The 24,275-nt window shown below is 68.9% G+C and carries 22 protein-coding genes; 9 read left to right on the top strand and 13 right to left on the bottom strand.

All coding sequences use genetic code 11. From position 1 onward, the window contains the following. Positions 1-126 precede the first annotated feature (126 nt). A complete protein-coding gene (locus tag AB0E63_RS09030; protein ID WP_360363423.1) occupies positions 127-1,437 on the bottom strand; it encodes a PLP-dependent aminotransferase family protein in 1,311 nt (436 codons plus the stop codon). A gap of 199 nt (positions 1,438-1,636) precedes the next feature. Here AB0E63_RS09030 and AB0E63_RS09025 point away from each other — a divergent pair, with 199 nt between their 5' ends. The 4 genes from AB0E63_RS09025 (at position 1,637) to AB0E63_RS09010 (ending at position 3,660) form a co-directional block, all read left to right on the top strand. After that, positions 1,637-1,825 (top strand): hypothetical protein, encoded by a 189-nt coding sequence (locus AB0E63_RS09025; RefSeq protein ID WP_360363421.1) that lies wholly within the window; start codon positions 1,637-1,639, stop codon positions 1,823-1,825. A gap of 85 nt (positions 1,826-1,910) precedes the next feature. After that, positions 1,911-2,567: a GNAT family N-acetyltransferase gene (locus AB0E63_RS09020; protein WP_360363419.1), complete on the top strand. Its 657-nt coding sequence runs from the start codon at positions 1,911-1,913 to the stop codon at positions 2,565-2,567. Positions 2,568-2,580: 13 nt separating this feature from the next. Next, complete coding sequence (locus AB0E63_RS09015) at positions 2,581-2,982, top strand: DUF2784 domain-containing protein (RefSeq protein ID WP_360363417.1); 402 nt, start codon at positions 2,581-2,583, stop codon at positions 2,980-2,982. A 30-nt stretch (positions 2,983-3,012) separates the two neighbouring features. Next, a complete protein-coding gene (locus tag AB0E63_RS09010; protein ID WP_360363415.1) occupies positions 3,013-3,660 on the top strand; it encodes a permease prefix domain 1-containing protein in 648 nt (215 codons plus the stop codon). Here the strand turns inward: AB0E63_RS09010 and AB0E63_RS09005 are convergent. Next, complete coding sequence (locus AB0E63_RS09005; RefSeq protein ID WP_360363413.1) at positions 3,640-3,966, bottom strand: helix-turn-helix transcriptional regulator; 327 nt, start codon at positions 3,964-3,966, stop codon at positions 3,640-3,642. The two genes, AB0E63_RS09010 and AB0E63_RS09005, sit on opposite strands and share 21 nt — an antisense overlap. A gap of 80 nt (positions 3,967-4,046) precedes the next feature. Here AB0E63_RS09005 and AB0E63_RS09000 point away from each other — a divergent pair, with 80 nt between their 5' ends. Then, a complete protein-coding gene (locus tag AB0E63_RS09000) occupies positions 4,047-6,197 on the top strand; it encodes an MMPL family transporter (RefSeq protein WP_360363411.1) in 2,151 nt (716 codons plus the stop codon). On the opposite strand, the gene AB0E63_RS08995 is transcribed toward AB0E63_RS09000, so the two are convergent. From AB0E63_RS08995 to AB0E63_RS08960, 8 genes are all read right to left on the bottom strand, one after another. After that, a complete protein-coding gene (locus AB0E63_RS08995; RefSeq protein ID WP_360363409.1) occupies positions 6,194-7,318 on the bottom strand; it encodes an N-acetylmuramoyl-L-alanine amidase in 1,125 nt (374 codons plus the stop codon). The genes AB0E63_RS09000 and AB0E63_RS08995 overlap by 4 nt on opposite strands. 56 nt (positions 7,319-7,374) lie before the next feature. Beyond that, positions 7,375-7,692 (bottom strand): thioredoxin, encoded by a 318-nt coding sequence (gene trxA / locus AB0E63_RS08990; RefSeq protein WP_360363604.1) that lies wholly within the window; start codon positions 7,690-7,692, stop codon positions 7,375-7,377. A 41-nt stretch (positions 7,693-7,733) separates the two neighbouring features. Next, positions 7,734-8,720, bottom strand: coding sequence for a thioredoxin-disulfide reductase (trxB, locus tag AB0E63_RS08985; protein ID WP_360363408.1), 987 nt, complete (start codon positions 8,718-8,720; stop codon positions 7,734-7,736). 107 nt (positions 8,721-8,827) lie between these two features. Beyond that, positions 8,828-9,592 carry a zf-HC2 domain-containing protein gene (locus AB0E63_RS08980; RefSeq protein ID WP_360363406.1) on the bottom strand — a complete coding sequence of 255 codons (765 nt, stop codon included), beginning with the start codon at positions 9,590-9,592 and terminating at the stop codon, positions 8,828-8,830. Between the two features lie 111 nt (positions 9,593-9,703). Then, positions 9,704-10,435, bottom strand: coding sequence for an RNA polymerase sigma factor SigM (sigM, locus tag AB0E63_RS08975; RefSeq protein WP_360363404.1), 732 nt, complete (start codon positions 10,433-10,435; stop codon positions 9,704-9,706). Then, a complete protein-coding gene (locus tag AB0E63_RS08970; protein ID WP_360363402.1) occupies positions 10,432-12,087 on the bottom strand; it encodes a protein kinase family protein in 1,656 nt (551 codons plus the stop codon). Before AB0E63_RS08970 ends, sigM begins: the two co-directional genes overlap by 4 nt. Positions 12,088-12,248: 161 nt before the next feature. Next, positions 12,249-13,895 carry a murein biosynthesis integral membrane protein MurJ gene (gene murJ / locus AB0E63_RS08965; protein WP_360363400.1) on the bottom strand — a complete coding sequence of 549 codons (1,647 nt, stop codon included), beginning with the start codon at positions 13,893-13,895 and terminating at the stop codon, positions 12,249-12,251. Beyond that, positions 13,888-16,149 carry a hypothetical protein gene (locus tag AB0E63_RS08960; protein WP_360363398.1) on the bottom strand — a complete coding sequence of 754 codons (2,262 nt, stop codon included), beginning with the start codon at positions 16,147-16,149 and terminating at the stop codon, positions 13,888-13,890. Before AB0E63_RS08960 ends, murJ begins: the two co-directional genes overlap by 8 nt. Positions 16,150-16,212: 63 nt before the next feature. Here AB0E63_RS08960 and AB0E63_RS08955 point away from each other — a divergent pair, with 63 nt between their 5' ends. Beyond that, positions 16,213-17,631, top strand: coding sequence for a CCA tRNA nucleotidyltransferase (locus tag AB0E63_RS08955; RefSeq protein WP_360363602.1), 1,419 nt, complete (start codon positions 16,213-16,215; stop codon positions 17,629-17,631). Here the strand turns inward: AB0E63_RS08955 and AB0E63_RS08950 are convergent. After that, the gene (locus AB0E63_RS08950; RefSeq protein WP_360363396.1) at positions 17,628-18,401 is read right to left on the bottom strand and encodes an aminotransferase class IV; all 774 of its coding nucleotides are present in this window, start codon (positions 18,399-18,401) and stop codon (positions 17,628-17,630) included. The two genes, AB0E63_RS08955 and AB0E63_RS08950, sit on opposite strands and share 4 nt — an antisense overlap. Positions 18,402-18,454: 53 nt before the next feature. On the opposite strand from AB0E63_RS08950, the gene AB0E63_RS08945 reads away from it, so the two are divergent. Together AB0E63_RS08945 and AB0E63_RS08940 are read left to right on the top strand one after the other, a co-directional pair. Then, on the top strand, positions 18,455-19,069 hold the full coding sequence (locus AB0E63_RS08945) for a hypothetical protein (RefSeq protein WP_360363394.1): 615 nt from the start codon (positions 18,455-18,457) through the stop codon (positions 19,067-19,069). A gap of 60 nt (positions 19,070-19,129) precedes the next feature. Beyond that, positions 19,130-20,566 (top strand): ATP-binding protein, encoded by a 1,437-nt coding sequence (locus tag AB0E63_RS08940; RefSeq protein WP_360363392.1) that lies wholly within the window; start codon positions 19,130-19,132, stop codon positions 20,564-20,566. On the opposite strand, the gene AB0E63_RS08935 is transcribed toward AB0E63_RS08940, so the two are convergent. Next, complete coding sequence (locus AB0E63_RS08935; RefSeq protein ID WP_360363390.1) at positions 20,548-21,006, bottom strand: GNAT family N-acetyltransferase; 459 nt, start codon at positions 21,004-21,006, stop codon at positions 20,548-20,550. The genes AB0E63_RS08940 and AB0E63_RS08935 overlap by 19 nt on opposite strands. A gap of 94 nt (positions 21,007-21,100) precedes the next feature. Here AB0E63_RS08935 and AB0E63_RS08930 point away from each other — a divergent pair, with 94 nt between their 5' ends. Then, positions 21,101-22,360, top strand: a complete 1,260-nt coding sequence (locus AB0E63_RS08930; protein WP_360363388.1) for an amidase — start codon at positions 21,101-21,103, stop codon at positions 22,358-22,360. Here the strand turns inward: AB0E63_RS08930 and AB0E63_RS08925 are convergent. After that, positions 22,351-24,258 carry a discoidin domain-containing protein gene (locus tag AB0E63_RS08925; RefSeq protein ID WP_360363386.1) on the bottom strand — a complete coding sequence of 636 codons (1,908 nt, stop codon included), beginning with the start codon at positions 24,256-24,258 and terminating at the stop codon, positions 22,351-22,353. The genes AB0E63_RS08930 and AB0E63_RS08925 overlap by 10 nt on opposite strands. Positions 24,259-24,275 lie beyond the last annotated feature (17 nt).

The raw sequence follows: 24,275 nt of genomic DNA, 5'->3' as shown, positions 1-24,275 counted from the left end.
CACTGGAACGGTACCGCGACCGCGTCAGTGACCCCCGGCCGCCCGCAGATCCATTGCGCAACCTTAAGCCTCGAGCTGCGGCCCCTGGCAGCAGCTCGAGGCTTGCGCAGCGGACCAGACAAACCGTCAGCTCAGCTCCGGCCCCGGAGCGTCGTACTCGCGGCCCGGACCCGGCGTCAGCGGCCCGAACGTCTGCCGCAACTCGAGCTCCTCGTGGATCACCGCGGCCAGCCGGCCGACCCCCTCGATGATCCGTGACGGCGTCGGATGACAGTACGACAATCGCATGCACTGGGAGCCGAAACCGTCGGCGAAGAAGGCCGTTCCGGGGACGTACGCCACCCGGGCGGTGACCGCCCGCGGCAGCATCGCCTTCGCGTCCAAGCCGTCCGGCAGGGTCAGCCAGACATAGAACCCGCCGCCCGGCCTGGTCCAGGTCGTTGCCGCAGGCATCTTCTCGGTCAGGGCCGCCAGCATCGCGTCGCGGCGTTCCCGGTACATCTCCCGGAACTGCTTGACCTGCCCGAGCCAGTCGTGCCGGCTCAGGTACGACGAGATAGCGAGCTGACTGAACACCGGGGGACACAGAGTCGCCGATTCCTGTGCCAGCACAAGCTTTTCGCGCACCGCGTGCGGCGCGACCGCCCAGCCGACCCGGAACCCCGGAGCGAACGTCTTGGAGAACGAGCCGAGGTAGATGACGCCCTCACGGTCATCCGCACGCAGCGCCCGCTGCGGCTCACCGTCGAAGCCGAGCAGACCGTACGGGTTGTCCTCCAGGATCAGGAGATCCGCGCGCTGACAGATCTCCAGGACCCGACGCCGGCGCTCGTCGGCCAGCGAAACCCCGGCCGGGTTGTGGAAGTTCGGAATCGTGTAGAAGAACTTGATCCGTTTGCCCGCCGCGCGCACCGCCGCGATCGCCTGCTCCAGCGCCTCCGGTACGACGCCGTCGTCGTCCATCGCGACATGGACGACCTCGCACTGGTACGCACGGAAGACGCCGAGGGCACCGACGTACGACGGGGCCTCGCAGATCACCACGTCGCCCGGATCGCAGAACACCCGGGTCACCAGGTCGACCGCCTGCTGGCTGCCGACCGTGACCACGACGTCGTCCGGATGGGCGTCGATCCCCTCCAGCCGCATCACGTCGCAGATCTGGTCCCGCAACGTCGGATCACCCTGACCGGAGCCGTACTGCATCGCGGTGGCACCGTTGTCGATCACGAGATCGCGGACCGCGCCGCCGACCACGTCCAGCGGCAGGCCGCCGATGTTCGGCATCCCGCCCGCGAGGGAGACGACCTCGGGCCGGCTGGCGACCGAGAAGAGGGCCCGGATCTCCGAGGCGGTCATGCCCTTCGTCCGGGCTGCGTACCGGTCGACGTAGTTGTCGAGACGGGTCTGCCGGACATCGGGCACGTCAGCACTCACGGGGGCCACTCCAACGGTGAGTCGAGGGGGAAGTCACCAGGTTACGTCGGCAGACCCGAGTTGTGTCCGGGCTGTGGATCGGCGCGACCTCTCACTACCATGCCTTATAGGGGCAGGTTCGACCATGCCGTGATCTGGCTGCTGAGACGGCGGGCGGGTGTGGTGCGGCCTGAGAGGTGCAACCGGAAGGCATGATCGGATGAGCGTGGGCAAGACAGCCGGGTGGACGTTCTGCGGACTTTTGCTGGGTGTGCTGGCCGGATTCGCCGGCGAACTGCTGCGGCGGCAGCCGGCCGCGAAGGTGCAACAGCGCTATGTCGCTCCGGAGGCGACCAGGACCACGGACGCGCGGACTCCGGCTCCCGCACCGGAACCGGCCACTCAATGAGCCACGGGGTGATACCCGCCGTGATGAAGGTAACAACCAGTACTCCGCGAGACCGGACGCCGGTCACCGCGGACCGGATGCGCTGATGGCCCGACGGCTCGAACCGCTGACGCTCGCCAATCTCGACGAGCTGCCGGTGCCGTGCCGTGGCTGCGTGTTCTGGGAGCTGGATCCGGTCGCCGCCAAGCATGCCGACCGGAACGGCGACACCGGCCTCGAGAAGGAAGCCTGGCTCTCCCAGTTGCTGCTCGACTGGGGTACGGCGGGCGTCGTGCTCTACGTCGACGAGGATCCGGCCGGGTTCGCGGTGTACGCGCCCGCGGCGTACCTGCCCAGGATCCAAGCGTTTCCGACCGCGCCGGTCAGTCCGGATGCCGTCGTACTGGCGACCGGACGGATCCAGCCGCGCTACCTGGGGCTCGGGCTAGGGAAGATCCTCGTCCAAGCGGTGGCGAAGGACGTGCTGAAGCGTGGTTTCCGGGCCGTCGAGGCGTTCGGTGACTCGCGGTGGGACGGACCGGGCTGTGTCTGGCCGACCGAGTTCCTTCGTGCCGTCGGCTTCGGCGTCGTCCGCGAACATCCACGCAATCCGCGGCTCCGGCTCGACCTGAGGTCGGCGATCACCTGGCGCAGCGAGATGGAGGCCGCCGTGGAGCGGCTGATGGGCGCGATCCGTCCCGAACACTCCCCGCCGGGTCCAGTCACGGTCCGGGACGCCCTCACTCGCGACTCGACCACCTGACGGCGAGGCCATCATGATCTGGCGGTTCCTGGCCGACGTCGTGATGGTGGTGCACGCCGCCCTGCTGGTGTTCTTCCTGATCGGCGGCTTCCTCGCCTGGCGCTGGCCGAAGCTGATCTGGGCGCATCTGGCCATCGTGGTCTGGAACATCGTCATCGTGGTCGTCGACTTCGGCTGTCCGGTCACTGCGACCGAGAAGTACTTCCGCCGGCGTGGTGGCGAGACGCCGTACGCGGCCGGCTACATCGAGCACTACCTCGACGGCCGGCTCTGGCCTGAAGGGGCGACGCCGACCGTCGAGAAGATCGGCTTCGTGCTCGTCGTCATCTCCTACATCGGCTTCTTCGTCCTCCGCCGGCGTCGCAAAGCCGGACAGGCCAAGGTCAGGGGAGATTCAGTGGGACCCCGGACGTGATCGGTCCGGCACTTCCCCATACTTGAAGGCGTGTCCAGCACCCCGGTCGACGAGTACCTGACAGCGCTGAACAAGGCGCTCGGCGGTCCACGACGCCGGAGGGCGGACCTGCTGGCCGAGGCACGGGACCACCTGACCGACGCGATCGAGGCCTTCGAGGCCGACGGTCTCGAGCGGTACGACGCTGAGCGGGAAGCCGTGGCCGACTTCGGCGAACTGGCCGAGGTCGTACCGGGCTATCGCGCCGAGCTCGCGATCAGTCAGAGCCGCCGGACGGCGATGCTGCTGTTCCTGGCCCTGATCATCCAGCCGATCGTCTGGCAGGAAGGTGCCTGGAGCTGGAACCAGGACCCGGCCGCCGGCAACGCGCTGAACGACTTCCTCCAGTCGTTCGTCCGCACCATCGGCATGCTGGCGATCGCCGGCACAGTGCTGGCCGTGATCGCGGCCGGCATCGGCTTGCGCCACCCGATCATCCGGGACCACGTGAGCAGGGTGACCGCACTGTTCGCGCTCGTCAGTGCCACGGTCATCAGCTTGATCGGTGTCGCGATGGCGACGACCAGCGGCCGTCCGGTCGGCGCCCTGGACTTGGCGGTGGTCGGCAGCTTCGTCGTGCTGCCCCTGGTCTTCGTGGGTCTTCAGGCGGGCCGCTGCCTACGCCTCGCCCGGTCGTAGAACGCCTTCCACCACAGCCCGGAAGGTCAGCCACTCCTGCTTGCCCGTGGCAAGCGTCTTCACCCCGGCGCTGGTCAGCTGGTACGTACGGCGCTTTCGCCCGCTGACCGTGCTCCACTCGCTGGCCAGGTACCCGGCGCGCTCCAGCCGCCGCAGCGCCGGGTAGAGCGTCCCGGTCGGCAGGTCGAGCTCGCCGCCACTGCGCTCGAGCAGCGCCTCCATGATCGCGTACCCGTGCAGCGGCTCGTGCTCGACGACCGCCAGGATCATCGGGTCCAGGTGTCCCCGCAACGCATCCGCCTTCATGTAGCCAGTCTACTCATACGCCTGCTACTGTCGAGAGGCGACATGTAGACGATCTACTTATCAAGGCAGGAGGCACGGCGATGACCGTGGACACCCCCGTACGACGACCGCCCGGGAACAAGGGCGCACGACCTGGGCTGCTGCACCGGGTGTCCGGCTGGTCGATGCGGCATGCCGGTCTCGCTCTGCTCCTCTGGGTGGTCGCCCTCGTCGCCGTCACCGCGGCCTCGACCGTGGTCGGCGACAGCTACAAGAACGACAACTCGCTCCCCGGCACCGATTCCCAGCGCGTGACCGACACCTTCAAGGCGCACCAGCCCCAGGGGGAGACGGCTTCGGTGCAGATCGTCCTGCGGGCCGATGGCGGACTGGCAGCGGAGAAATCCCGGGTCGCCTCGATGCTGGCCGTCGTCCGCGATCTCCCGCACGTCGCATCGGTCGCCGACCCGTTCACCGCGCCCGGATCGCTGTCGCAGGACGGCCGGACGGCGTACGCGACGGTCGACTTGGACGTTGCCGTCGCGGACATGCCGGTGGAGGACGTGCGGACGATCATCCACCGGGCTCAGGACTTCGCGCGCCCCGGATTCCAGGTGGAGGTCGGTGGCGACCTGGCCCGGTCCGCGGCCGAGAGCGCGGGTGGTGCCTCCGAAGGTGCCGGCATCCTGGCCGCGCTGGTGATCCTGGTGCTGCTGTTCGGATCGTTGCTCGCGGCAACTCTCCCGCTGTTGACCGCGGTGTTCGCCGTCGGGAGCACGCTCGGGCTGCTGGTCCTCGCCTCGCACCTGTTCACCGTGCCCGACTACACCGCGCCGGTGATGATGCTCGTCGGTCTCGGCGTCGGGATCGACTACGCGCTACTGATCTTCTCCCGCTATCGCCATGAACTGCTGAAGGACGGCACGGATCGGGCGACGGCGTCGATGACTGCTCTAGATACCGCCGGCCGATCGGTGATGTTCGCGGGATGCACGGTGGTGATCGCGCTGCTCGGTCTGCTCGCCCTCGGACTCGGTTCGCTGCAAGGCGTTGCGCTCGGTGTCACGCTGACCGTGCTGATGACGATGCTGGCTGCGGTGAGCCTGCTGCCGGCCTTGCTGACGCTGTTCGGGAAGCGGATCGAGCGGAGTGTCCGCAAGCACGCTGCGAAGAAGCGCCGTACGCCGGGAGACGGCTGGCGGAAGCTGGCGGCGGCCGTGCAGCGCGGGCCATGGGTGCCGTTGGTCCTGGGGACGGTGGCGCTGGTGGCGTTGTCGCTGCCGGCCCTCGACATGCGGCTCGGGTTCGCCGACGCGGGGACGGACGATCCGGCCAAGACCAGCCGGAAGGCGTACGACCTGCTCGCCGACGGATTCGGTCCGGGCTTCAACGGCCCGCTTGTGGTCGTGTCCGAGGGGGACCAGGCGGCAGCTCGGGCACTCGGGCAGACGCTCGCCGCCGATCCCGGGATCGCGGCGGTGACTCAGCCGCAGCTGACCCCGGACGGCAAGATCGCGACCGTACTCGCGTTCCCGAAGTCGGCACCACAGGACGCCGCGACCAGTGAGCTCGTGGACCGACTGCGGGACACCGCCCTGCCGGCGCTCGAGTCGCAGACCGGGGCGACGTACTTGGTCGGCGGTGCGACGGCGGCGGCGGACGACTTCGCCTCGGCGGTGAGCAAGCGGCTGCCGATCTTCGTGCTGGTGGTGGTCGGCCTGTCCGCGCTGCTGTTGATGGCCGTGTTCCGGTCGATCCTGATCCCGCTGAAGGCGGCAGTGCTCAACCTGCTCAGCATCGGCGCTTCGCTCGGGGTGATCACGCTGGTCTTCCAGCAGGGCTGGTTCGGCGCGCAGCCGGGTCCGATCGAGGCGTTCGTACCGGTGATGATCTTCGCGATCGTGTTCGGGTTGTCGATGGACTACGAGGTGTTCCTCGTCTCCCGGATCCATGAGGAGTGGCGCCGTACCCAGGACGCTCGGGCGGCGGTGCGGGAAGGGCTGGCGACCACGGGCAACGTGATCACCGCGGCGGCGGCGATCATGATCGTGGTGTTCGGTGCCTTCCTGCTCAGCCCGGACCGGATGCTGAAGCAGTTCGGGCTCGGCCTGGCGACAGCGGTGCTCTTGGACGCGCTGCTGATCCGCTGCGTTATCGTGCCCGCCGTACTGCGCCTGTTCGGCAACCGCGCCTGGTGGCTGCCGCGCCGCCTCGACAGGGTGCTGCCGAAGATCGCGCTCGAGAAGGACTAGACGGTGAGTTGCCCGAAGCGGAGCATGCCGGTCGCGGCGTCCTGCTCCGGCGGCAGGTAGACGCGCTGGATGGCCACCACGATCGCCTCCGCGATCACGTCCCGGAAGGCCGGGTCGGCGAGTCGGGCGGAGTCGTGCGGGTTGGTGACGTAGCCGATCTCGAGGCGGACCGCGGGCATCTTCGTCCGGCGCAGCAGGTCCCACGTCTTGGCGTGCGTACGGCAGTTCAGCAGGTCGGTGCGCGCGACGATCTCGCGCTGCACCAGGCCGGCGAACTGCTCACCGACACTCGACGACGCGCCATGCAGGTCGTTGCCGTAGTAGTACGTCGCGACGCCCTGGGCCTCCGGGTTCATCGACCCGTCGGTGTGCAGCGAGACACACAGGTTCGCGTCCGTCTCGTTCGCGAACGCGGCCCGCGCCAGCTCGTCCGGCCCCTGATCGCGCCCACGCGACAGATACGCGCGTACGCCGGTCGCACCCAGGCGACCCTCGATCCGGGCGGCCAGGTCGTAGGCGACGTCGGACTCGCGCAGGCCGAAGCCCTCCCAGCCGTAGTCGAACCCGCCGTGGCCCGGGTCAATCACCACGGTCTTGCCGGACAGCCGGGGACCAGCGGCCCGCACGGCTTCCGAGGCGCGCAGTGCGTCCGGCCGCCCGCCGGTCGCCATCGGCCGGATCCGCTGCAGCGCCTTGAACGTCGACGGACCACAGGTGCCGTCGCCCGGAAGGCCCATGTTGCGCTGGAAGTCGGTCACCGCGCGCTGGGTGTCCGGGCCGAAGATCCCGTCGATCCGGGCGACCGCGAACCCGAGCTCCTGCAGCTTCGCCTGCAGCGCCAAGACGTCGTCACCGGTCAGCGGGTGCGAGACGACGTACGTCAGCAGCCGGTCGCCCAGCCGCCATCGTGCGTCGTCGATCGCCCGGTACGTCTGCGGGCCGACGATCCCGTCGATCATCAGCCCGCGTTGCTGCTGGAAGCCCCGGACAGCGTGCGCCGTCGCTTCGTCGTAGACGTCGTGACCACCGGCCAGCAGCCCGAGCCGCTGGAGCTTGCCGACGATCTCGGCGACGGCCTCACCGCTGTCGCCGATCCTGTACACGCCGTGGGGGGCTTCCATCAGAGACTGCTCCTTGCCGTGTGGCGGCCGGGGGTGCAAACGTCAGCCGTGCGCTGTCACTCGGTGAAGGCGGCCAGTTCCTTCAGCAGCGCCGCCTTCGGCTTGGCGCCGACGATCGACTTGGCCAGTTCACCATTCACGTAGACGTTGATGGTAGGGATACCGGTAACGCGGTAGTTGCTCGGGGTAACCGGGTTCTCGTCCACGTTCATCTTCAGGAACGTGAGCTTGTCGCCGTGGTCCTGGTTCAGCTCCTCCAGGATCGGCGATACCTGGCGGCACGGTCCACACCACTCGGCCCAGAAGTCGACCAGCACCGGCTTGTCGCTCTTCAGTACGGTCTGGTCGAACTCGGCGTCGGTGACGGCGTTCATCTTCTCGCCCACGGGCGTAACTCCTTCAGTGGTTGTGAGGTTCAGACGGAGACAGGCTCGGTGGCCGCCGCAGCGGCGGCCGTGGCCGCGTCCTCGAGGGTGGCCAGGTAGCGCTCGGCGTCCAGAGCGGCCGCACACCCGGTGCCGGCGGCGGTGATCGCCTGCCGGTAGGTGTGGTCCACCAGGTCGCCGGCGGCGAACACGCCGGGCAGGTTGGTCGCGGTGCTGTCCGGCCTGACCAGCACGTAGCCCTCGGCGTCCAGCTCGACCTGGCCCTTGACCAGCTCGGAGCGCGGGTCGTGCCCGATCGCGATGAACAGTCCGGTGGCCGGCAGGTGCCGGGTCTCACCGGTGACGGTGTCCTTCAGCGTCACGCCGGTCAGCTTGTCCTCACCGTGGATCGTGTCGACCTCGGAGTTCCACTGGAACTCGATCTTGTCGTTCGCGAACGCGCGGTCGGCCATGATCTTCGAGGCCCGCAGCTCGCCGCGACGGTGCACCAGGTGCACCTTCTTGGCGAACTTGGTCAGGAAGGTGGCCTCCTCCACGGCGGAGTCGCCACCGCCGACGACCGCGATCTCGTGGTCGCGGAAGAAGAAGCCGTCACAGGTCGCACACCAGGACACACCATGGCCGGACATCCGGTCCTCGTCGGACAGGCCCAGCTTGCGGTAGCCCGACCCCATCGCCAGGATGACGGTCTTCGCCCGGTGCTCGGTGCCGGCCGAGTCGGTGACCACCTTGATGTCACCGGTCAGGTCGACCTTGATGATGTCGTCGGGCACCAGTTCGGCGCCGAAGCGCTCGGCCTGGGTGCGCATCTCGTCCATCAGCGCCGGGCCCATGATGCCCTGCGCGAAACCGGGGAAGTTCTCCACCTCGGTGGTGTTCATCAGTGCGCCACCGGCGGTCACGGAGCCCTCGAACACGAGCGGCTCCAACCGGGCGCGCGCGGCATACACGGCGGCCGTGTAACCGGCCGGACCGGAGCCGACGATGATGACGTTGCGAACTCCTGCGTCGGTCATAAAGGCGTTCCTCGTGTCGTCGAGACTGGTACGTCGTACTCAACGGATCCTAGAGGCCGACCATTCCCACGGTACCCATCACCGGGCCGCGGCACCGCATTGGCAGCTCAGCGATTGCGCAGTGTCACCGTGGTGTCGTAGAAGGGCGTGGCGACGCCTCCCGGATCGCTACATCCGGTGACCGCGAACAGTTGGATGTCGCGCGCCGAACCGCTCTGCAGGCCGATCAGCGTGGCACGCCTGCCGTCGATCTTCACCGGCTGGACGAGCTGGAGCTGAGGGTTCGGCCGGCCGGACGCGAAGACCCGGGCACAGTCGACCTCGGCGGCCGGAGCGTTCAGGACCGGATCGGGGGTGTGCTCCAGCCATCGCTGCGCCTCCGGGCCGATGTCCTTGGTGGTCATCGTCACCACCGCACCGGTCGGCACCTCGGTCGGATTGGTGTTCGCCGCGTTCTCGCCGGCCTGGTCCTTGGTGGCGATCACCACGCCGACGCCGATCGCCGCGACCAGCACGACGGCCGCCGCCGCGCCCAGCAACTTGGGCAGGTGCCGGCGCGGCTCCTCGCGGATCTGGGCCAGCGAGTGCACGCCGACCGTCGACGCGCGCAGGACGGACTCGGAGACGATGACCGCATCCAGGTGCTCGGCGACGTCGGCCGGCATCGGGATGTCCGTCCGGCCCTCCTCGGCGAGATCCTCGGACAGCTCGACGAGAGCGTCGTACGTCTGCTGGCAGTCCGGACAGGCCTTCACATGTTCACGAGCGCGGTGTGCCTCGGCGGCGGGCAGCAGGTTCTCGATCAGATCGGCGATCGTGTCGGTATCGAGGTGCTCGAGGTGCTCACTGGTCGGCAGACCGGATTCGGTCATCGGGGACTCGCCTCCCCACGGGAGGAACGCGGTGTGGTCATCGGAGTGCTCCGGGTAGAGGCATGGAGGCTACGTCGCAGGTAGGCGACTTCGCTTCGACGGAGTACCCACTCATTCGGTTCCCACCGTTTCGGCGGCGGATTTCTCCGGTACGCCGGTGTCGCCGGAACCGGCCCTGGTCGTCTGCCAGTGCCGCAGCAACGGCAGCAGCCGGGCCCGGCCGCGGGCACAGCGGGACTTCACGGTGCCGGGGGCGCAGCCGAGGATCGCGGCCGCCTCCTCGATCGAGTAGCCCTCCATGTCGACCAGCACCAGGGCACTGCGCTGGTCGACGTTGATCTGCTTGAGCGCGTTCAGCACGTCCAGCCGGCGCTCGCGGACCTCGGCCGGGTCCTCCTCGGCCGGCCCGGCCAGCTCGGCCGCACGGTCCTCGTCCTCGGGTAGCGGATCGGCGGCCCGCACCTGGCGCCGGCGGATCCGGTCCAAGCACGCGTTCACCACGATCCGGTGCAGCCAGGTGGTCACCTTCGCGTCGCCACGGAACGAGTCGGCCCGGCGGAACGCCGAGATGAACGCCTCCTGCAGCGCGTCGGCCGCCTCCTCGGGTTCGCCGAGGGTGCGGATCGCGACCGCCCACATCCGGTCCCGGTGCCGCTTGACCAGGAACCCGAACGAGTCCGGGTTACCGGCTACGTGCAGACGGAGCAGCTCGTGGTCGTCGAGCTGGTCGTAGCTGGTCGGCCCATCCGGCGTGGCAGGCTGCGGCACAGGCTCGGCCGTGCCGATCCGGGAGACGTCTGACCGGGGCGGAGGGGTCGGCCCCGAATCGAGGTGAGCCGTCATTTCTGGATTGTGACCTCCGAGATCGTGCCCCGGTACTTGCCACCGTCTTCCTTGGGCAGCTTGGTCAACCAGACCAGTACGTACTGCGTCTCGGTCGGTGCCGAGGGGGTCAGGCTCACCGTACCCTCGGGCTGGTCCTCTTCGGTGGCGACCGGCTGCCAGCCGCTGACCGCGCCCGGCGAGTTGCTGGTGTCACCCTTCGGGACCAGCAGTTGGACGCTCGTGCCGTCGCCCTGCAGCGCGACCGTCACCTTGGAGACCGCGGTCGGCGCGCCGAGGTTATAGATGATGCCGACACCCGGCTTCTGGCCGCCGAGGTTCGCCTTGCTGTACGACATCGTGGTCCAGGTTGTGCCGGCCTTGCCGTCGTAGGTGTTCCGGACGTCCTCCGGGTGTTCCTCGCCGTTGCCGTCCGGCTTAGGGTCGAAATCCTTGGCGCCGACGATCTTGGCCGCCCCGCCGGTCGCGGACGGAGTGGTGCTGGTCTGCGGCGAGTTGCTCGTCTTGGTGCCGTCACCGCTGTCCTGGTCGTTGTTCATCGCGCCCTTGAGCAGGAACTGGGCCATCGCGACCACCGACAGCAGGGCCAGGACGGCGAGCAGGATCAGGATCCGGCCACCCCACGAGCCCTTCGGTTTCGGTTCGTCGGCGCGGCGCCGGCCGTTGCCGTTCGGCGGCGGCGGTGGCTGGCGCCGGATCGGCCGGGTCTCGGGAGCGCTCGCGTACGCCGCGTGCTGCTGGTGACCGTTGTCCGACTGGTGCGCCGGTGGCGGCGTCGGGTCGAGCGCCGGCGGCTGCGTCTGCGGGACGACCTGGGTCGCGTCGTCGATGCTGCCGTTCTGCCGGGCGACCTGAACGGTCTCGTCCATCTGGTTCGGCGGCTCGTGCGAGCTGCCGACTACTCCGGACAGCGCCGCGGACAAGCCGGCGGCACTCGTGATCGGCGGGGCGTGGTGCCGCGGCGGGTCGCTCAGCAGCCGGTCGCAGATGTCGTCCAGCGAGCGCGGTACGCCGGCCCGCACCTGACGCGGACTGAGCAGCCGGCCGTGCTCGACGGGCGCGGGCTGCAGACCCCAGGCCGGCGCCGGACCGGGCCAGCGGCCGGTGAGCGAGGCGTAGAGCAGCTCACCGAGCGCGTACACGTCCTGCTCGGGCGAACCCGGGCCGGACGACCGCAGCGCGGCCTCGGTGGCCAGTCCGACGACCTTGATCGCGCCGGCGTCGGTGACCACCACGGTCGACGGGCTGATGGATCCGTGCGCGTGGCCGGTGCGGTGCAGGTTCTCCAGCGCTTCGGACACCTCGCGAGCCAGCCAGCCCGCTTGCTGTCCGGTCAGCGGGCCGGTGCCGAGCATTCGCTCGAGGGGCCGGCCGCCCGCCCACTCGCGCACGCAGTAGGTGACGCCGTCGTGCATGTCGCAGTCGAGCACCCGGAGGAAGCGCGGGTCGGCCGCGGCGGCCGCCCGCCGGGCGGCGTCGAAGAGCAGGTTCGTCCGGGGATCGCCGACCGGCAGAACATCCACGACGACGGCCCGGCTGAGTACCTCGTCCACTGCTCGCCACACCCGCGCACCGTCGATCTCCGCGAGTAGCTCGGCGATCCGGTAGCGGCCGGCGAGCAGGGCACCAGGACTGACAGTCTGGTTCGACACGGTGTCTCTCGCCCTCCTCGATGCACTGGTCGGCCTGCGTCTGGCGCTCCGGACCCGGTCGGCGGGGATCCGGCGCGATCAGCTGGTGGGCCTGATCGCAGCCCCCATGCTAGTGCCCTCCTGACCCGACAAGTGGTGCACGATTGCACAAGCGCTCTGGTTCAGCGGCGGCCCGGCAGTTTCGATGTGACCAGGGACACCACGTCGTTCACTTCGTGGATGCGCAGCACCCGGGCCACCCCGGCGTACACCGGCAGCATCACGGCGCCCGCGATGGCGAGCTGGAGGATGGCGCCGATCGGTCCGGACCAGTCGATCACCTGGTCGAAGACCCACAGAACCGCGCGGCCGACTCCCGCTCCGAGGACGGCGGCGATCACCATCGCGAGCAGCGGCAGGCCGATCCCGGCGCCCGGGACCCGCGGCACCTTGCGCCGGAGCACCGGCCGGGAGATCAGTACGGCGACCAGGTAAGCGAGCGCGTAGGCCGCACCCAGGACTACACCGCTGAACCGGAGGTGCTCCGCGTCCAGCAGCACCCGGACCCCGATCACGGCCGCCGCGATGTTCGTCGTCGCGATCACGCACTGCAAGAAGAACGGCGTCCGGGTGTCCTCGAAGGCGTAGAAGGTGCGCAGCTGGAAGTACTGGATCGTGAACGGGACGATCCCCAGCGCGAGCGTCATCAGCGTGTACGCCATCAGCGTCAGGTTGTTCTTGCCGGAGCCGTACCCGGTGATCACCGTGACGATCGGATACGCGAACGCGACCATCGCGGCCGCCGCGGGCACGACGATCGCCAGCGTCTGCCGCACCGACCGGGCCGACAGCCGCTCGAGGTCGGTTACGTCGCCGTCGGCCGCGAGCGCGGACATCTGTGGCAGCGCGGCCGTCGCGAGCGAGACCGTGACGATGCCGTGCGGCACCAGGATGATCAGCATCGCGGTGCTGTAGGCGAACAGACCGGCCTTCGCGCCCGGGTCGCCGGACGCGCTCCCGGCGATCGCGAGCCGCGTGACCACCACCAGCGTCACCTGGTTCACGGCCACGAAAAGAACCGTCCAGATACCTAATCGGGCAGTGTGGCCGAGCCCGGTACCGCGCAGGCCGAACTTCGGCCGGAACGTGTGCCCGCTCGCCCGCAGGTACGGCAGCAGCACCAGCAGCTGTACGGCGATGCCGAGCGTGTGCCCGAGACCGAGCAGGAGCTCCTCGCCGTGGCTGTAGGTGGGCGGGTTGTCGCCGACCCGGTAGACCAGCAGGAAGATCACGATCGACGCGCAGGCGACGATGTTGTTCGCGATCGGCGCCCACATCATCGGACCGAACCGGCGTCGCGCGTTCAGCACCTGGCCGACCAGCACGAACGCGCCGTAGAAGAAGATCTGCGGCAGGCACAGCCGGACGAACATCACCATCGACGCCCGCTCGGACGCCATCGACGGGTCCTTCAGTTCCTCCGGCATGTACAGGTTGGCGATCGCCGGCGCCAGCAGCACGCACCCGACGGTCACGACCGCCAGCACCACGAAGCCGAAGGTGAGCAGCCGGTTGGTGAAGTCCTGGCCGCCGTCGTCGTGCTTCTTGATCGCACGAACCAGTTGCGGCACCAGCACGGTGTTGAACACCCCGCCCGCAAGCAGGATGTAGAGGCTGTTCGGGATCGTGTTCGCGGCCGTGAAGATGTCGCCGCGCAGCGCGGTGCCGATGGCGGCCGCGAGCAGGGCGATCCGAACGAATCCGAGCAGGCGGGACAGCACCGTTCCGGCTGCCATCACCCCCGCGGAGCGCAGGGTGCGGTCAGCCATCCTTCGAACCGACTCCTTCTCTCAGGGTCTCGTCGGCGGGCGTGCCGGCGGGCGGTGGATCCAGTGGTTCGGGGTGCAACGGGTCGACCGTCGCCGCCGCCTCTGCCTCGGCCGACGGACCGGCCGACGGGCTGCGGCGTTCGGTCCGGACCCGCCGATAGATGCGGACGAACGACGTACCGAAGAGGAGCGCGCAGGCTGCGCCGACCAGGATCCAGCCGACACTGCCGTACTGGCTCGCCTGGATCAGCAACTCCTCGGACTTGCCGACCGGGCGGCCGGACGCCGTGATGACCTGGGCGTTGGCCCGGATCAGGCCGTTCTGCTCCGCGCTCGCGTTGATCCGCGGGGTGTACTTCTGCTTCGGCGCCAGGATCCTGGTCTGCTGCGGTTCGATCCGCAGGTCGGTCCGGGTCGACGGCGTGACGACGATGCCGACCCGGACGGACCAGTCGGTCTCGTTCGTGATCGTCAGGGGGAACGTGCCCTTGCTGCCGGCCAGGTTGACCTTGATCTCCCGGCGCTCCCCGTTCGCCACGTTGTTGACCAGGTGCACCTTGCCCAGCTGTCCGTTCACCGAGCCGAGCTCGATCTCGGCGTACCGCCGTGCCTCGTCCGGGAACCCGCGCCAACTGGTCGACGCAACCCGCAGCAACGCCTGCGGCATGTTCTCGGGCAGGTCCTGCGGGTCGGCCAGCAGGTTTTCGAGCGTGGTGGTCGCCTGGTCGAGCTGGTTCAGATCGTCGAGCTGGTCGGCGGTCATGGTCGCGTTGGTCCGCGGCGCGGCCGGCGCCTTGACGGCCGGCGGCTTCGGCGTGCTGGTCACCACCTCGTCAACGCTGGTGGCGTTGATCCACGGGAGCGACAGGTCCGCGGCCAGCGCGGCGGTGGCGCGGCCGTCGGAATCCCAGCCACGCGCCGGTACGGCGACCACCGAGGCGGTGCCCTTGCCGCTGGCGGCCATCAGCGCGGTCTCGGCGGCGAACCGCTGCCGGACCTGGAGCGGGTTCTCGTCGGTGTCGGCATCCGGTCCGCCGGACGTCAGCGCCGCGTCGGCCACGACGGTGCGCACCGTGTCCCGCGGGCCTTCCGGCGTACGAATGTCGTAGACCGGAGAGGTCGACGTGAGGCTCGGCTGCTCGGCGGCCGGCCAGGACGCGCTGCTGACCAGGTTCACGTCGTTGGCGGTCGCGCCGGGGAAACCGGTCGAGGCGGCCGCGAGGTACCGGCTGGCGGCGGCGCCGCCCTCCAGCCAGAGCCCGTTGGTGAACCCGTACGGCGACAGGTTGAAGCCCTCGGAGCGGATCCGCGCGTCTCGGACCAGGTCCTTCAGCGGATCGCCCGCGTCGAGCAGCCCGGCCACGTCCGGGTCGCCGTACGGAAGCAGAACGACCTGATTGCCGCGGGCCAGGCTGGCATCCAGCTCCTGCAGCCAGGCGGCGGCGACCCTCTGCCCGGTGCCGGTCGTCGGCTTGCTCTCGCCGACCTCGTACCCGTCGCGCATCCGGCGGGCCTCGTCGAGCATCGCGGGGTCGACCAGCCAGGTGACCTTGCGTTGCCGGCCGAGGGCCAGCAGTTTGCCGAGCCGGCCGGTCGGGGCCATCGCCTCGGCCAGCGAGTCGTTCGTGAACTTCTTGCCGCCGAGCAGGGTCGGCCGGTGCCGCAACGGGATCACCAGCGCGGTCTTCACCTTGCGGGTCAACGGCTGGGTGCCGATCACCGGCATCAGCGTGCGGGCCCGGCCGATGGTGGCCCGCCCCTGGTCCTGCGGGGTGCCGCGGACCACAACGCCGACGACGTACACCCCGGTCTGCTTGGTGATCCGCCACTCGTTCCACGGCACGGTGAGGCTGAACTGCACGGAGGCGTCCGGAGCCAGCGGGTCGTCGAACTCCTGGAACACCCCGCTGTCCGGTGTGGTGAGCCGGGAACAGCTGTTCTGATCGTTCGGCGCCACGTTCTGCTCGGGCGAGATCTCGGCGATCTCGGCGGCCGTGGACAGCCGGGTACGGTCGATGCACGCGAGCGCCTGTGGATCCTGGATGGTCTCGGTGCTGGTGTTCCGGATGGTCCCCTTGATCAGCACCGGCTGGCCGGGCTTCGGGGCGGTCGGCCCGAACGAGTCGATGGTGACCTGGACGGCCGGGTCGTCGGCCGGGGCCGCCGTCGCCGGGGTACCGAGAGTCGCTGCCGTCGCAGCGATCAGCAGGCCCGCACCCGCCACCGCGGGGAGCCTCAGTCGCCGTCTGAACACGCCGTCACCGTAACCTAGTTCCCCGTGTCACCCTTTGCCGACCAGTCAGCCCCTGCCGGATCGTTGTCCGCCGTCCAGCGGCGGGCGGTCCAGGCGCTGCTGCAGATTGCCCCGGTCGTCGACGAGCTCGGTTCCCGGTTCGCCGATGCCGGCCACGAGATCGCCCTGGTCGGCGGTCCCGTCCGGGACATTCTGCTCGGCCGGGGGAGCAAGGACCTGGACTTCGCCACTTCAGCGCACCCGGACGTGATCGAGCGGTTGCTGGCCGGCTGGGCGGACCACATCTGGGACATCGGCAAGGCCTTCGGCACCATCGGTTGTCGTAAGGGCGACTGGGTTCTGGAGATCACGACGTACAGGTCGGAGTCCTACGATCCCACCTCGCGCAAGCCGGACGTGTCGTACGGCGACAGCCTCGAGGGCGATCTGGCCCGCCGCGACTTCGCCATGAACGCGATGGCGGTCCGGTTGCCGTCGCACCAGTTCGTCGATCCGTACGACGGAATCGAGGACGTCGCGAACCAGCGGATCCGGACCCCGGGCACCCCGGAGGACTCGTTCTCCGACGACCCGTTGCGGATGATGCGGGCGGCCCGGTTCGCCGCGCAGCTCGGATTCACGCCGGACCCGGCCGTGGTGACCGCGATGAGCGCGATGGCTGACCGGATCACGATCGTGTCCGCCGAGCGGGTCCGTGACGAGCTGATCAAGCTGATCTGCGCGGACCACCCCCGGATCGGCCTCGACCTGCTGGCGACCACCGGGCTGGCCGACCACGTGCTGCCTGAGCTGCCCGCTCTGCGGCTGACGGTGGACGAGCACCACCGGCACAAGGATGTCTACCAGCATTCGCTCACCGTCCTCGATCAGGCCATCGATCTGGAATCTCGTCTGTCTGTTCCGACGCCCGATTTCGTCGTTCGGTTCGCCGCGCTGATCCACGACATCGGCAAACCGAAGACCCGGCGCTTCGAGGACGGGGGCAAGGTGACCTTCCACCACCACGATGTCGTCGGCGCGAAACTGGCCCGCAAGCGGATGAAGGCGCTGCGGTTCAGCAACGAGCAGATCGACCAGGTCAGCAAGCTGATCGAGCTCCACCTCCGCTTCCACGGGTTCGGCGACGGTGAGTGGACGGACTCCGCCGTACGGCGCTATGTCCGCGACGCCGGCGACCAGCTGGAGCGGCTGCACGTCCTCACCCGAGCCGACTGCACCACCCGCAACCGCCGCAAGGCGGAGGCATTGCGGGCCGCGTACGACGACCTGGAAGCGCGGATCGAGCGCCTGCGCGAGCAGGAGGAGCTCGACGCCCTCCGCCCCGACCTCGACGGCAACCAGATCATGGAGATCCTCGGCATCCCACCCGGCCGCGAGGTCGGCGAGGCCTACAAGTTCATGATGAACCTCCGCCTGGACCAAGGCCCCCTCGACGAGGACCGAGCCCGCGAGGCACTCCTCCGCTGGTGGTCCGAGCGCTAGATCGCCTGGGGCGGTGTCGACGCGTAGGCGGTGGCGATGTGGTTGGCCGACTCTGGGTGTGGTGCGTATGACGTGGTTTCGGGGCCGACCGTGATCGAGGCGACTGGGAGGGCCGGGTCGATCGAGTTCGTCAGGTAGGCGGCGTCGTACGTCGGGAGGTCGGTCAGCGGGACCGGGGTGAGGTCGAAGTCGCCGAGGCCGTGTTGCAGGAGTTGTTGGCGGATGCCGGCGAGGACCGGGGCGGACGGGAACACGATCGTGGTGCCGCGGGCGAAGCAGATGTTCCAGATCGAGGCCTCGGAGATCTCGCCGGACGAGGTGTGGAAGACGGCGTCGTCGTACCCGGCGAGCGCAGCTTGGCGGCCGTAGTAGATGAGGTCGAAGGTGCCGGTGTGCTTGAGGTGAGGGACGGCGCGCTCGTGCTGGAAGGCGAGCAGGCGTGGCGGTCGTACGCCGGGGTCGACCGGCGGGCCGACGCGGATAAGAAGGTGCAGCTCGGTGGTGCTGAAGACGTTGACGCGCAGCGAGAGATCGCCGGAGCCGGCGTACTCGAGGGCCGCGCGAAGGTCGGCGCGGACGCGATCGGCGGGTAGCGGTTGACCGAACACCTCGCGAGCGCTGCGGTCGAGACGCTCGAAATGCAGATCGAGGCCGTCCACCTGGCCGCGGCGGACCTGCATCGAGCTGAAGTGGCCGTAGCCGGTTGCTCTCAGCAAGCCTGGATCGACAGTCCGCAGGGGTTCACCGTCGAGCAGCAGCGACTCGGTCACATGCATAGTGTTCCGTGAGCAGTCCAGCCGATCGGCTGGTCTACCCTCGCGCTGTGGACGTCTTAAGCATCATCGGGTGGGGCGGATCCGCGCTGGTCGTGCTGTCGCTGCTGCAGACCCGGATCCTGCGGTTGCGGCTCCTGAACCTGATCGGCTGCGTGATCCTGGTCGGCTTCAACCTCGCGATCGGTGTCTGGCCGATGGTCGGCATGAACGCGGTCCTGGCCGTGATCAACGTCGTACACCTGTGGCGGCTGCTCGGGCATCGGCATGACGAGGCCGAGTACACGGTCCTGCCGGTCAACGAGGCCGATGCGTACCTGGGTCACGTCCTGACCCGGCACGAGAAGGACATCAGCCGGTTCAACCCGGGCTTCACGCCCAGCTCCAGCCCGTACGCGTTCCTGGTCCAGCACGGCGACCGCACCGTCGGCGTCGTCCTGGCCCACGACGCCGGCGACGGCCGGGCTCAGATCGATCTCGACTACGTCCTGCCGAAGTACCGCGACTTCACCCCCGGCGAGTTCGTCTACCGCCGCAGCGACGTCTTCACCGACCGCGGCTTCCACCAGGTCCTCGCCTCCCCCCGGATGCGCGAAGCCACCCCCTACCTCACCAAACTCGGCTTCCACCGAACCGGCGACCACCTCGTCCTGGACCTGCCTTAGTGTCCTGAGTCGGCGGGTGAAGTTGGAGAAGTTCACTTATTATAAGTATAGTTATCAAATATGCGGAAGCCAGAGCGGATCTTCGCGCGTGACGACGAGTGGAGCTACCTGGAGCGGTTCGCGAGCCGGACCGCGAACCGCCCTCAATTGGGTGTGGTGAGTGGCCGCCGGCGTCAGGGAAAGACGTATCTGGTGCAGGCGCTGGCCGAGCAGACCGGCGGCCTGTACTTCGGCGCGACCGAGGCGACCGAGACCGAGTCGCTCGGCCTCTTCGCGATGGCGGTGGGAGTCCATCTCGGTCTGGCCTCACCGCCTCGGTTCGAGAGTTGGGACGAGGCTGTCCGTTTCGTGTTCTCGCTCGATCCCGCCAGTGGTCCGTTCGTCATCGACGAGTTCCCGTACCTGAGCAAGGTCTCGCCGGCGCTCCCTTCGATCCTGCAGCGAGAGATCGATCAAGCCGCGTCGGCGGGGCGCCGAACCAGTCTCTTGCTGTGCGGTTCCGCGATGTCGGTGATGGGTGGACTGCTGACAGGCAGCGCTCCGCTGCGCGGCCGAGCGAGTCTGGAGATGATCGTTCGGCCCTTCGACTACCCCTTGGCCGCGAAGTTCTGGGGCCTGACGGATCCGCGGCTGGCCGCTCTCGTGCATTCGGTGGCCGGCGGGACCCCGGCGTACCGGCGCTTCGTCGACGACGACGTTCCGGAGTCGGTCGGCGATTTCGACGACTGGGTCCTGCGGACCGTGCTCAGCCCGGTGAATCCACTCTTCCGGGAGGCGCGGTATCTGCTCGACGAGGAGATGGATGTCCGCGACAGCGCCCTCTACCACTCGGTCCTCGCGGCAGTTGCTGCCGGCAACGGCACTAGAGGCGGCATCGCGAACTATGTCGGCCGGAAGTCGACCGACATCGGACACCATCTGACCGTCCTCGAGGACAGCGGCCTGGTGCGAAGGCAGGACGACGTCTTCCGCTCGCGTCGCTCGACCTATCGGGTCGCCGAGCCGCTCGTCGTCTTCTACCACGTGGTGATGCGGCCGCAGTGGGGGCTCTTGGAGAGCGGCCGCGCGCAGAACGTCTGGGAAGCGGCCAGAGCGCGGTTCTCCTCGCAGGTCGTCGGCCCGCACTTCGAGCAACTCTGCCGGGACTTCGCGCTCTCCGCGCCGGCGGAGCTGTTCGGTGAGCTGCCGGGGCAGATCGGCGCCGGAATAGTCCCGGATCACGGTCGACGCACGCAGATCGAGATCGACGTCGTCGTCCTCGCACCAACGGTTCCGGGTCAGCGGCGCAAGCTTTTGTCGCTCGGTGAAGTGAAGTGGGGCGAGGTGATGGGGAGGCGGCATGTTGAGCGGCTCGAGCGGGCCCGGCAGTTGTTGTCGAGGGACTACGACACGTCGGACACGGTGCTGGCCTGCTACAGCGGAGCCGGCTTCGAGCCCGGTCTCGACCCGAAGGTGCTGACCATCGGACTCGACGAGCTCTACAAATCCTTCGCGTAGCAGAGGGAGGCGGGTTCGGTGTCGAAGGGCGGGTACGGCGGGGTGGGGGTGTAGCCGTGGTTGGTGTAGAGGGCTATGGCTTCGGTTTGGTGGGTGCCGGTTTCGAGGCGGAGGCGGGTCAGGCCGGTGGCGCGGGCCTGGGTCTCGACGGCTTTCAGGAGGACTCGGGACAGACCCCAGCCGCGGGCCGACGGGTCGACGTACATGCGCTTGATCTCGCCGAGACCGGGGGAGACGGGTTGCAGGCCGACGCAGCCGACGGGGGTTCCGTCGAGCAGGAGCAGCGTGAACGCGATGTCCGGGTGGAGGGCGACGAGTGGCTGGTCCTCGCCGTACATCGCGGCCAGTTCGGCCTGCTGGGCGGTCGTGAGGGCCAGCACTGCGGGGTCGGTGCCCGGCACCGACCGGAGCTCTGTTCCTTCGATCAACTCCGCCGTCATGACCGCGACGGTAGCAAGACGGCATGACGCTCCTGTTTCCGTTTCCTCTCGCGCTTTCCGGACAGCCGTGAGGTCGACGTGGTCTGATGTGCGAGTGACGTCGCTGGAGGAAATCGCCGCGGGAGTTCGTGCGGGCAGTCTTGATCCCGCTGAGTTGGTTGAGCAGGCGCTGGCGCGGGCGGACGAGACCGCTGCGTTGAACGCCGTCGTGCACCTGGACGCCGAGGGTGCCCGGAAGGCCGCGGCCGGCCACGACCGGAGCGGACCGCTCGCGGGTGTGCCGGTGCTGGTCAAGGAGATCGTCGAGGTTGAGGGTCTGCCGTACCGCTGTGGATCCGCTGCCATGGACGATGTCGCCCGCCGTGACGCAGACGTCGTACGACGGCTCCGCGCGGCCGGTGCGATCATCATCGGGCTCAGCTTCAGCCATGAGTTCGCCTACGGATGCACGGGTACGTCGAACCGCGTCGGGCCGTGCCGCAATCCGCATGACCCGGCGCGGATGACGGGCGGCTCCAGTTCCGGCGCCGCGGTCGCGGTGGCGGCCGGTGTGGTGCCGTTGGCGATCGGGACGGATACGGCCGGGTCGGTGCGGATCCCGGCCGCGCTGTGTGGTGTGGTCGGCTTCAAGCCGTCGTACGGCACGCTGTCTGCCGATGGAGTCTTTCCGCTGTCGCAGAGCCTCGACCACGTCGGCGTACTGACGCCGACCGTCGCGGACGCTGCCTACGCACTAGCTGCCCTCGCCGGCCTTCGTCTGGACGCCCGGGCCACGGCCCCACGACTCGGGGTGGTCACCAATCGCGAGTACCTCGAGGCGACTCCGGAAGTCAGCGCTGCGTGGTCGGCCGCACTGGACGGTCTCGCCGCGGCCGGTGCCGTCCTCGTCGACGTCCAGCTTCCGGACTGGGCCGACAGCTTCCGCACCGCCGCGGACATCCAAGGACCTGAGGCGGTGGCCAACCACGCCGGGCGATCCACCGAGCACTACCAGCCTGATGTGCGGCAACGCCTCCGCGAGGCGGCGCAGGTCTCACCCGAGGAGTACGACGCGGCCCGGGCCAGAGCTACCGCGATCACGGCCGAGCTGAACGAGCTGTTCGCGAGCGTCGACGCCGTCCTCATGCCGACTGTTCTCACCACAGCACCTCTCATAACTGCGGCGGACACCGAGGACTCCGCGCTCGCCGTACGAGCCCAACTGCTCCGCAACACCCGCCTGGCCAACCTCACCAGACACCCGGCCGTCAGCCTGCCGATTCCGGCTGACGGCCTTCCCGTCGGGCTGCAGGTCATTGCTGCTAGCAACGACAAGGCCGCGGCGGTCGCGGGGTGGATCGAGGGTCAGCGGTAGAGCCGGAGGTCGGCCAGGCTCCACCAGTTGCCGGCACTGCCGGTCGAGGTGATCCGCAGGTACCGCGCGGACACGGGCCGTACGTCGATCGTCGTCAGCTGGCTGGTCGACGTACCGCTCGCCACGGTCCGCCAGTGAACGCCGTCATTGCTGACAGCAACTTCCCTGCCGCGAGCGTAGTCGCCGATGTTCCCGCCGCTGTCCAGTGCGATCTGCCGGAACGTCCGCTCGCGACCGAGATCCACCTGCAACCACTGACCGGGAGCCTGTGCTTCCTTGCTCGTCCACACGGTGGACCCGTCGGCATCGATCGCCATGCCCGCCTCGGCACCGTTCGCCGACGCGGTCGCCGTTGCGCCGTCCAGCGAGACCGGCTGTGGCACGTCCGCGGTCACCCGGTCCCAGGTGAAGGTCGCGATCGAGCCGCCCGGAAGCTCGTACTCGAAGGACTTGTCGCCGACCGCCACCGCGAAGCTCCGCGGGTCGTCGTTCTCGTTGTGCACGAGGAGCGCCGTCGAACCGTCGGGGTTGCGGAAGGCCGCGGACATCAGTTGCCCGTTCCACCCGGTCGTCCCGTACGACGTACTCCCGATCCGGACCGTACCCGGTTTCACGAACTTCGACAGGTGCCCGATCGTGTAGTACTCGGCATCCGTGCTGACCGTCCCGTCCGGCTGCAGCGTGACCAGGCCGGTGCAGGTGTCGCAGCCGCCGAGGTGCGGGCCGCCGGTGGAGTCGAGCGCGATGTTCCAGTTGACCACCGACTTCGCCCAGTTCCGCGTGGTGCCGAGCATCAGGGTCCGGGCGTGCCAGGTGAGCGTGCCGCGGAAGATCTGCGGCGGAGTGTCGGTCGGCCCGTGAGACCCCGAGCACTCGGTGAACCAGATTCCCTTCGTCGGGAAGGCGTTGTGCAGGTCGGTCTGCTTCGACGGATCACCGGAGTAGCAGTGGTACGCCGTACCCGCGATCCATTTGGCCGCTGACGTCTGGAGCAACTTATACGGGTAATCGGTCTCCGGGTCCTCGCCGGGCGGCGTGGAGGCGATGTCGCCGGGGTGCGTGGTCCAGTTGTGGTCGTAGCCGAGGATCTTCGTCCGCGGGCTCGCCTTGTGCAGCAGCGGGCCGAGCGCCGAGATCACCGCGGCCTCCTGGCGCACCGGTACGTCGGTCCCTGGGTACGCGTTCGGCTTGCGGTTCTGCGGCTCGTTCTGGACCGAGAGGAAGTCAATGGGTACGCCGGCCTTCGCGTAGGCCTGCACGAACTTCACCAGATAGCGCGCGTAGGCGTCGTACACCTTCGGGTCGTCCTTGAGCCGGCCGCCGACCAGCGAGTCGCCGGTCTTCATCCAGGCCGGCGGACTCCACGGCGTCGCCATCACCTTGAGCGCCGGGTTGAGCTGCTTGGCTCGGCGCAGCAGTGGCAGGACCTGCTGCTGGTCGTGCGAGATGCTGAACTGCTTCAGGCCGAAGTCGGTCTGCCCGGCCGGTACGTCGTCGTACGTGTAGTGCTCGGCCTCGGCGGTGAAGTCGGACGAACCGACCGGCTGCCGCAGGAAGCTCACCCCGATGCCCTGCTTCGGGTCGAAGAGCTTGCGCAGCGTCTGCTCGCGGTCGGCCGGGCTGAGTCGGTAGAGGACGCTTGCCGACGAGTCGGTGAGCGAGGCTCCGAAGCCGTCCATCGTCTGGTACGACGTCTTCGGGTCGACCGTGATCGTCGTACGGTCGCTCGCTCCGCTCTGGAACGTGACCGGCGTCCGTTCGTGCAACAGCTCGGCCCGGTCGGGGGTAGTGACCCACACGCGGACCCGAGCCGACGACGGGGGATGGGCTTGGGCGGCGGGAACGGTGAGCGAGGCGGTGGCCAGTGCCAGGGCGACGCCGAATGCCTGTGCTTTCATCGCAGCTCCTCGAATGA

The organism is Kribbella sp. NPDC026596, assembly GCF_040638415.1.
In the GTDB taxonomy this organism is placed as follows: Bacteria; Actinomycetota; Actinomycetes; order Propionibacteriales; family Kribbellaceae; genus Kribbella.
The sequence above is the reverse complement of the archived record's forward strand: the minus strand, read 5'-3'. Positions and strand labels throughout refer to the sequence as shown.

What these genes read in the sequence shown, in the direction of transcription:
- AB0E63_RS09020 (WP_360363419.1), top strand. Translation starts at nt 1,911, where the DNA reads ATGGCCCGACGGCTCGAACCGCTGACGCTCGCCAATCTCGACGAGCTG.
- AB0E63_RS08935 (WP_360363390.1), bottom strand. Translation starts at nt 21,006, where the DNA reads ATGACGGCGGAGTTGATCGAAGGAACAGAGCTCCGGTCGGTGCCGGGC.
- AB0E63_RS08925 (WP_360363386.1), bottom strand. Translation starts at nt 24,258, where the DNA reads ATGAAAGCACAGGCATTCGGCGTCGCCCTGGCACTGGCCACCGCCTCG.
- sigM (WP_360363404.1), bottom strand. Translation starts at nt 10,435, where the DNA reads ATGACGGCTCACCTCGATTCGGGGCCGACCCCTCCGCCCCGGTCAGAC.
- trxB (WP_360363408.1), bottom strand. Translation starts at nt 8,720, where the DNA reads ATGACCGACGCAGGAGTTCGCAACGTCATCATCGTCGGCTCCGGTCCG.
- murJ (WP_360363400.1), bottom strand. Translation starts at nt 13,895, where the DNA reads ATGGCTGACCGCACCCTGCGCTCCGCGGGGGTGATGGCAGCCGGAACG.
- trxA (WP_360363604.1), bottom strand. Translation starts at nt 7,692, where the DNA reads ATGAACGCCGTCACCGACGCCGAGTTCGACCAGACCGTACTGAAGAGC.
- AB0E63_RS09005 (WP_360363413.1), bottom strand. Translation starts at nt 3,966, where the DNA reads ATGAAGGCGGATGCGTTGCGGGGACACCTGGACCCGATGATCCTGGCG.
- AB0E63_RS08940 (WP_360363392.1), top strand. Translation starts at nt 19,130, where the DNA reads ATGCGGAAGCCAGAGCGGATCTTCGCGCGTGACGACGAGTGGAGCTAC.
- AB0E63_RS09000 (WP_360363411.1), top strand. Translation starts at nt 4,047, where the DNA reads ATGACCGTGGACACCCCCGTACGACGACCGCCCGGGAACAAGGGCGCA.
- AB0E63_RS09015 (WP_360363417.1), top strand. Translation starts at nt 2,581, where the DNA reads ATGATCTGGCGGTTCCTGGCCGACGTCGTGATGGTGGTGCACGCCGCC.
- AB0E63_RS08980 (WP_360363406.1), bottom strand. Translation starts at nt 9,592, where the DNA reads ATGACCGAATCCGGTCTGCCGACCAGTGAGCACCTCGAGCACCTCGAT.
- AB0E63_RS08995 (WP_360363409.1), bottom strand. Translation starts at nt 7,318, where the DNA reads ATGGAAGCCCCCCACGGCGTGTACAGGATCGGCGACAGCGGTGAGGCC.
- AB0E63_RS09025 (WP_360363421.1), top strand. Translation starts at nt 1,637, where the DNA reads ATGAGCGTGGGCAAGACAGCCGGGTGGACGTTCTGCGGACTTTTGCTG.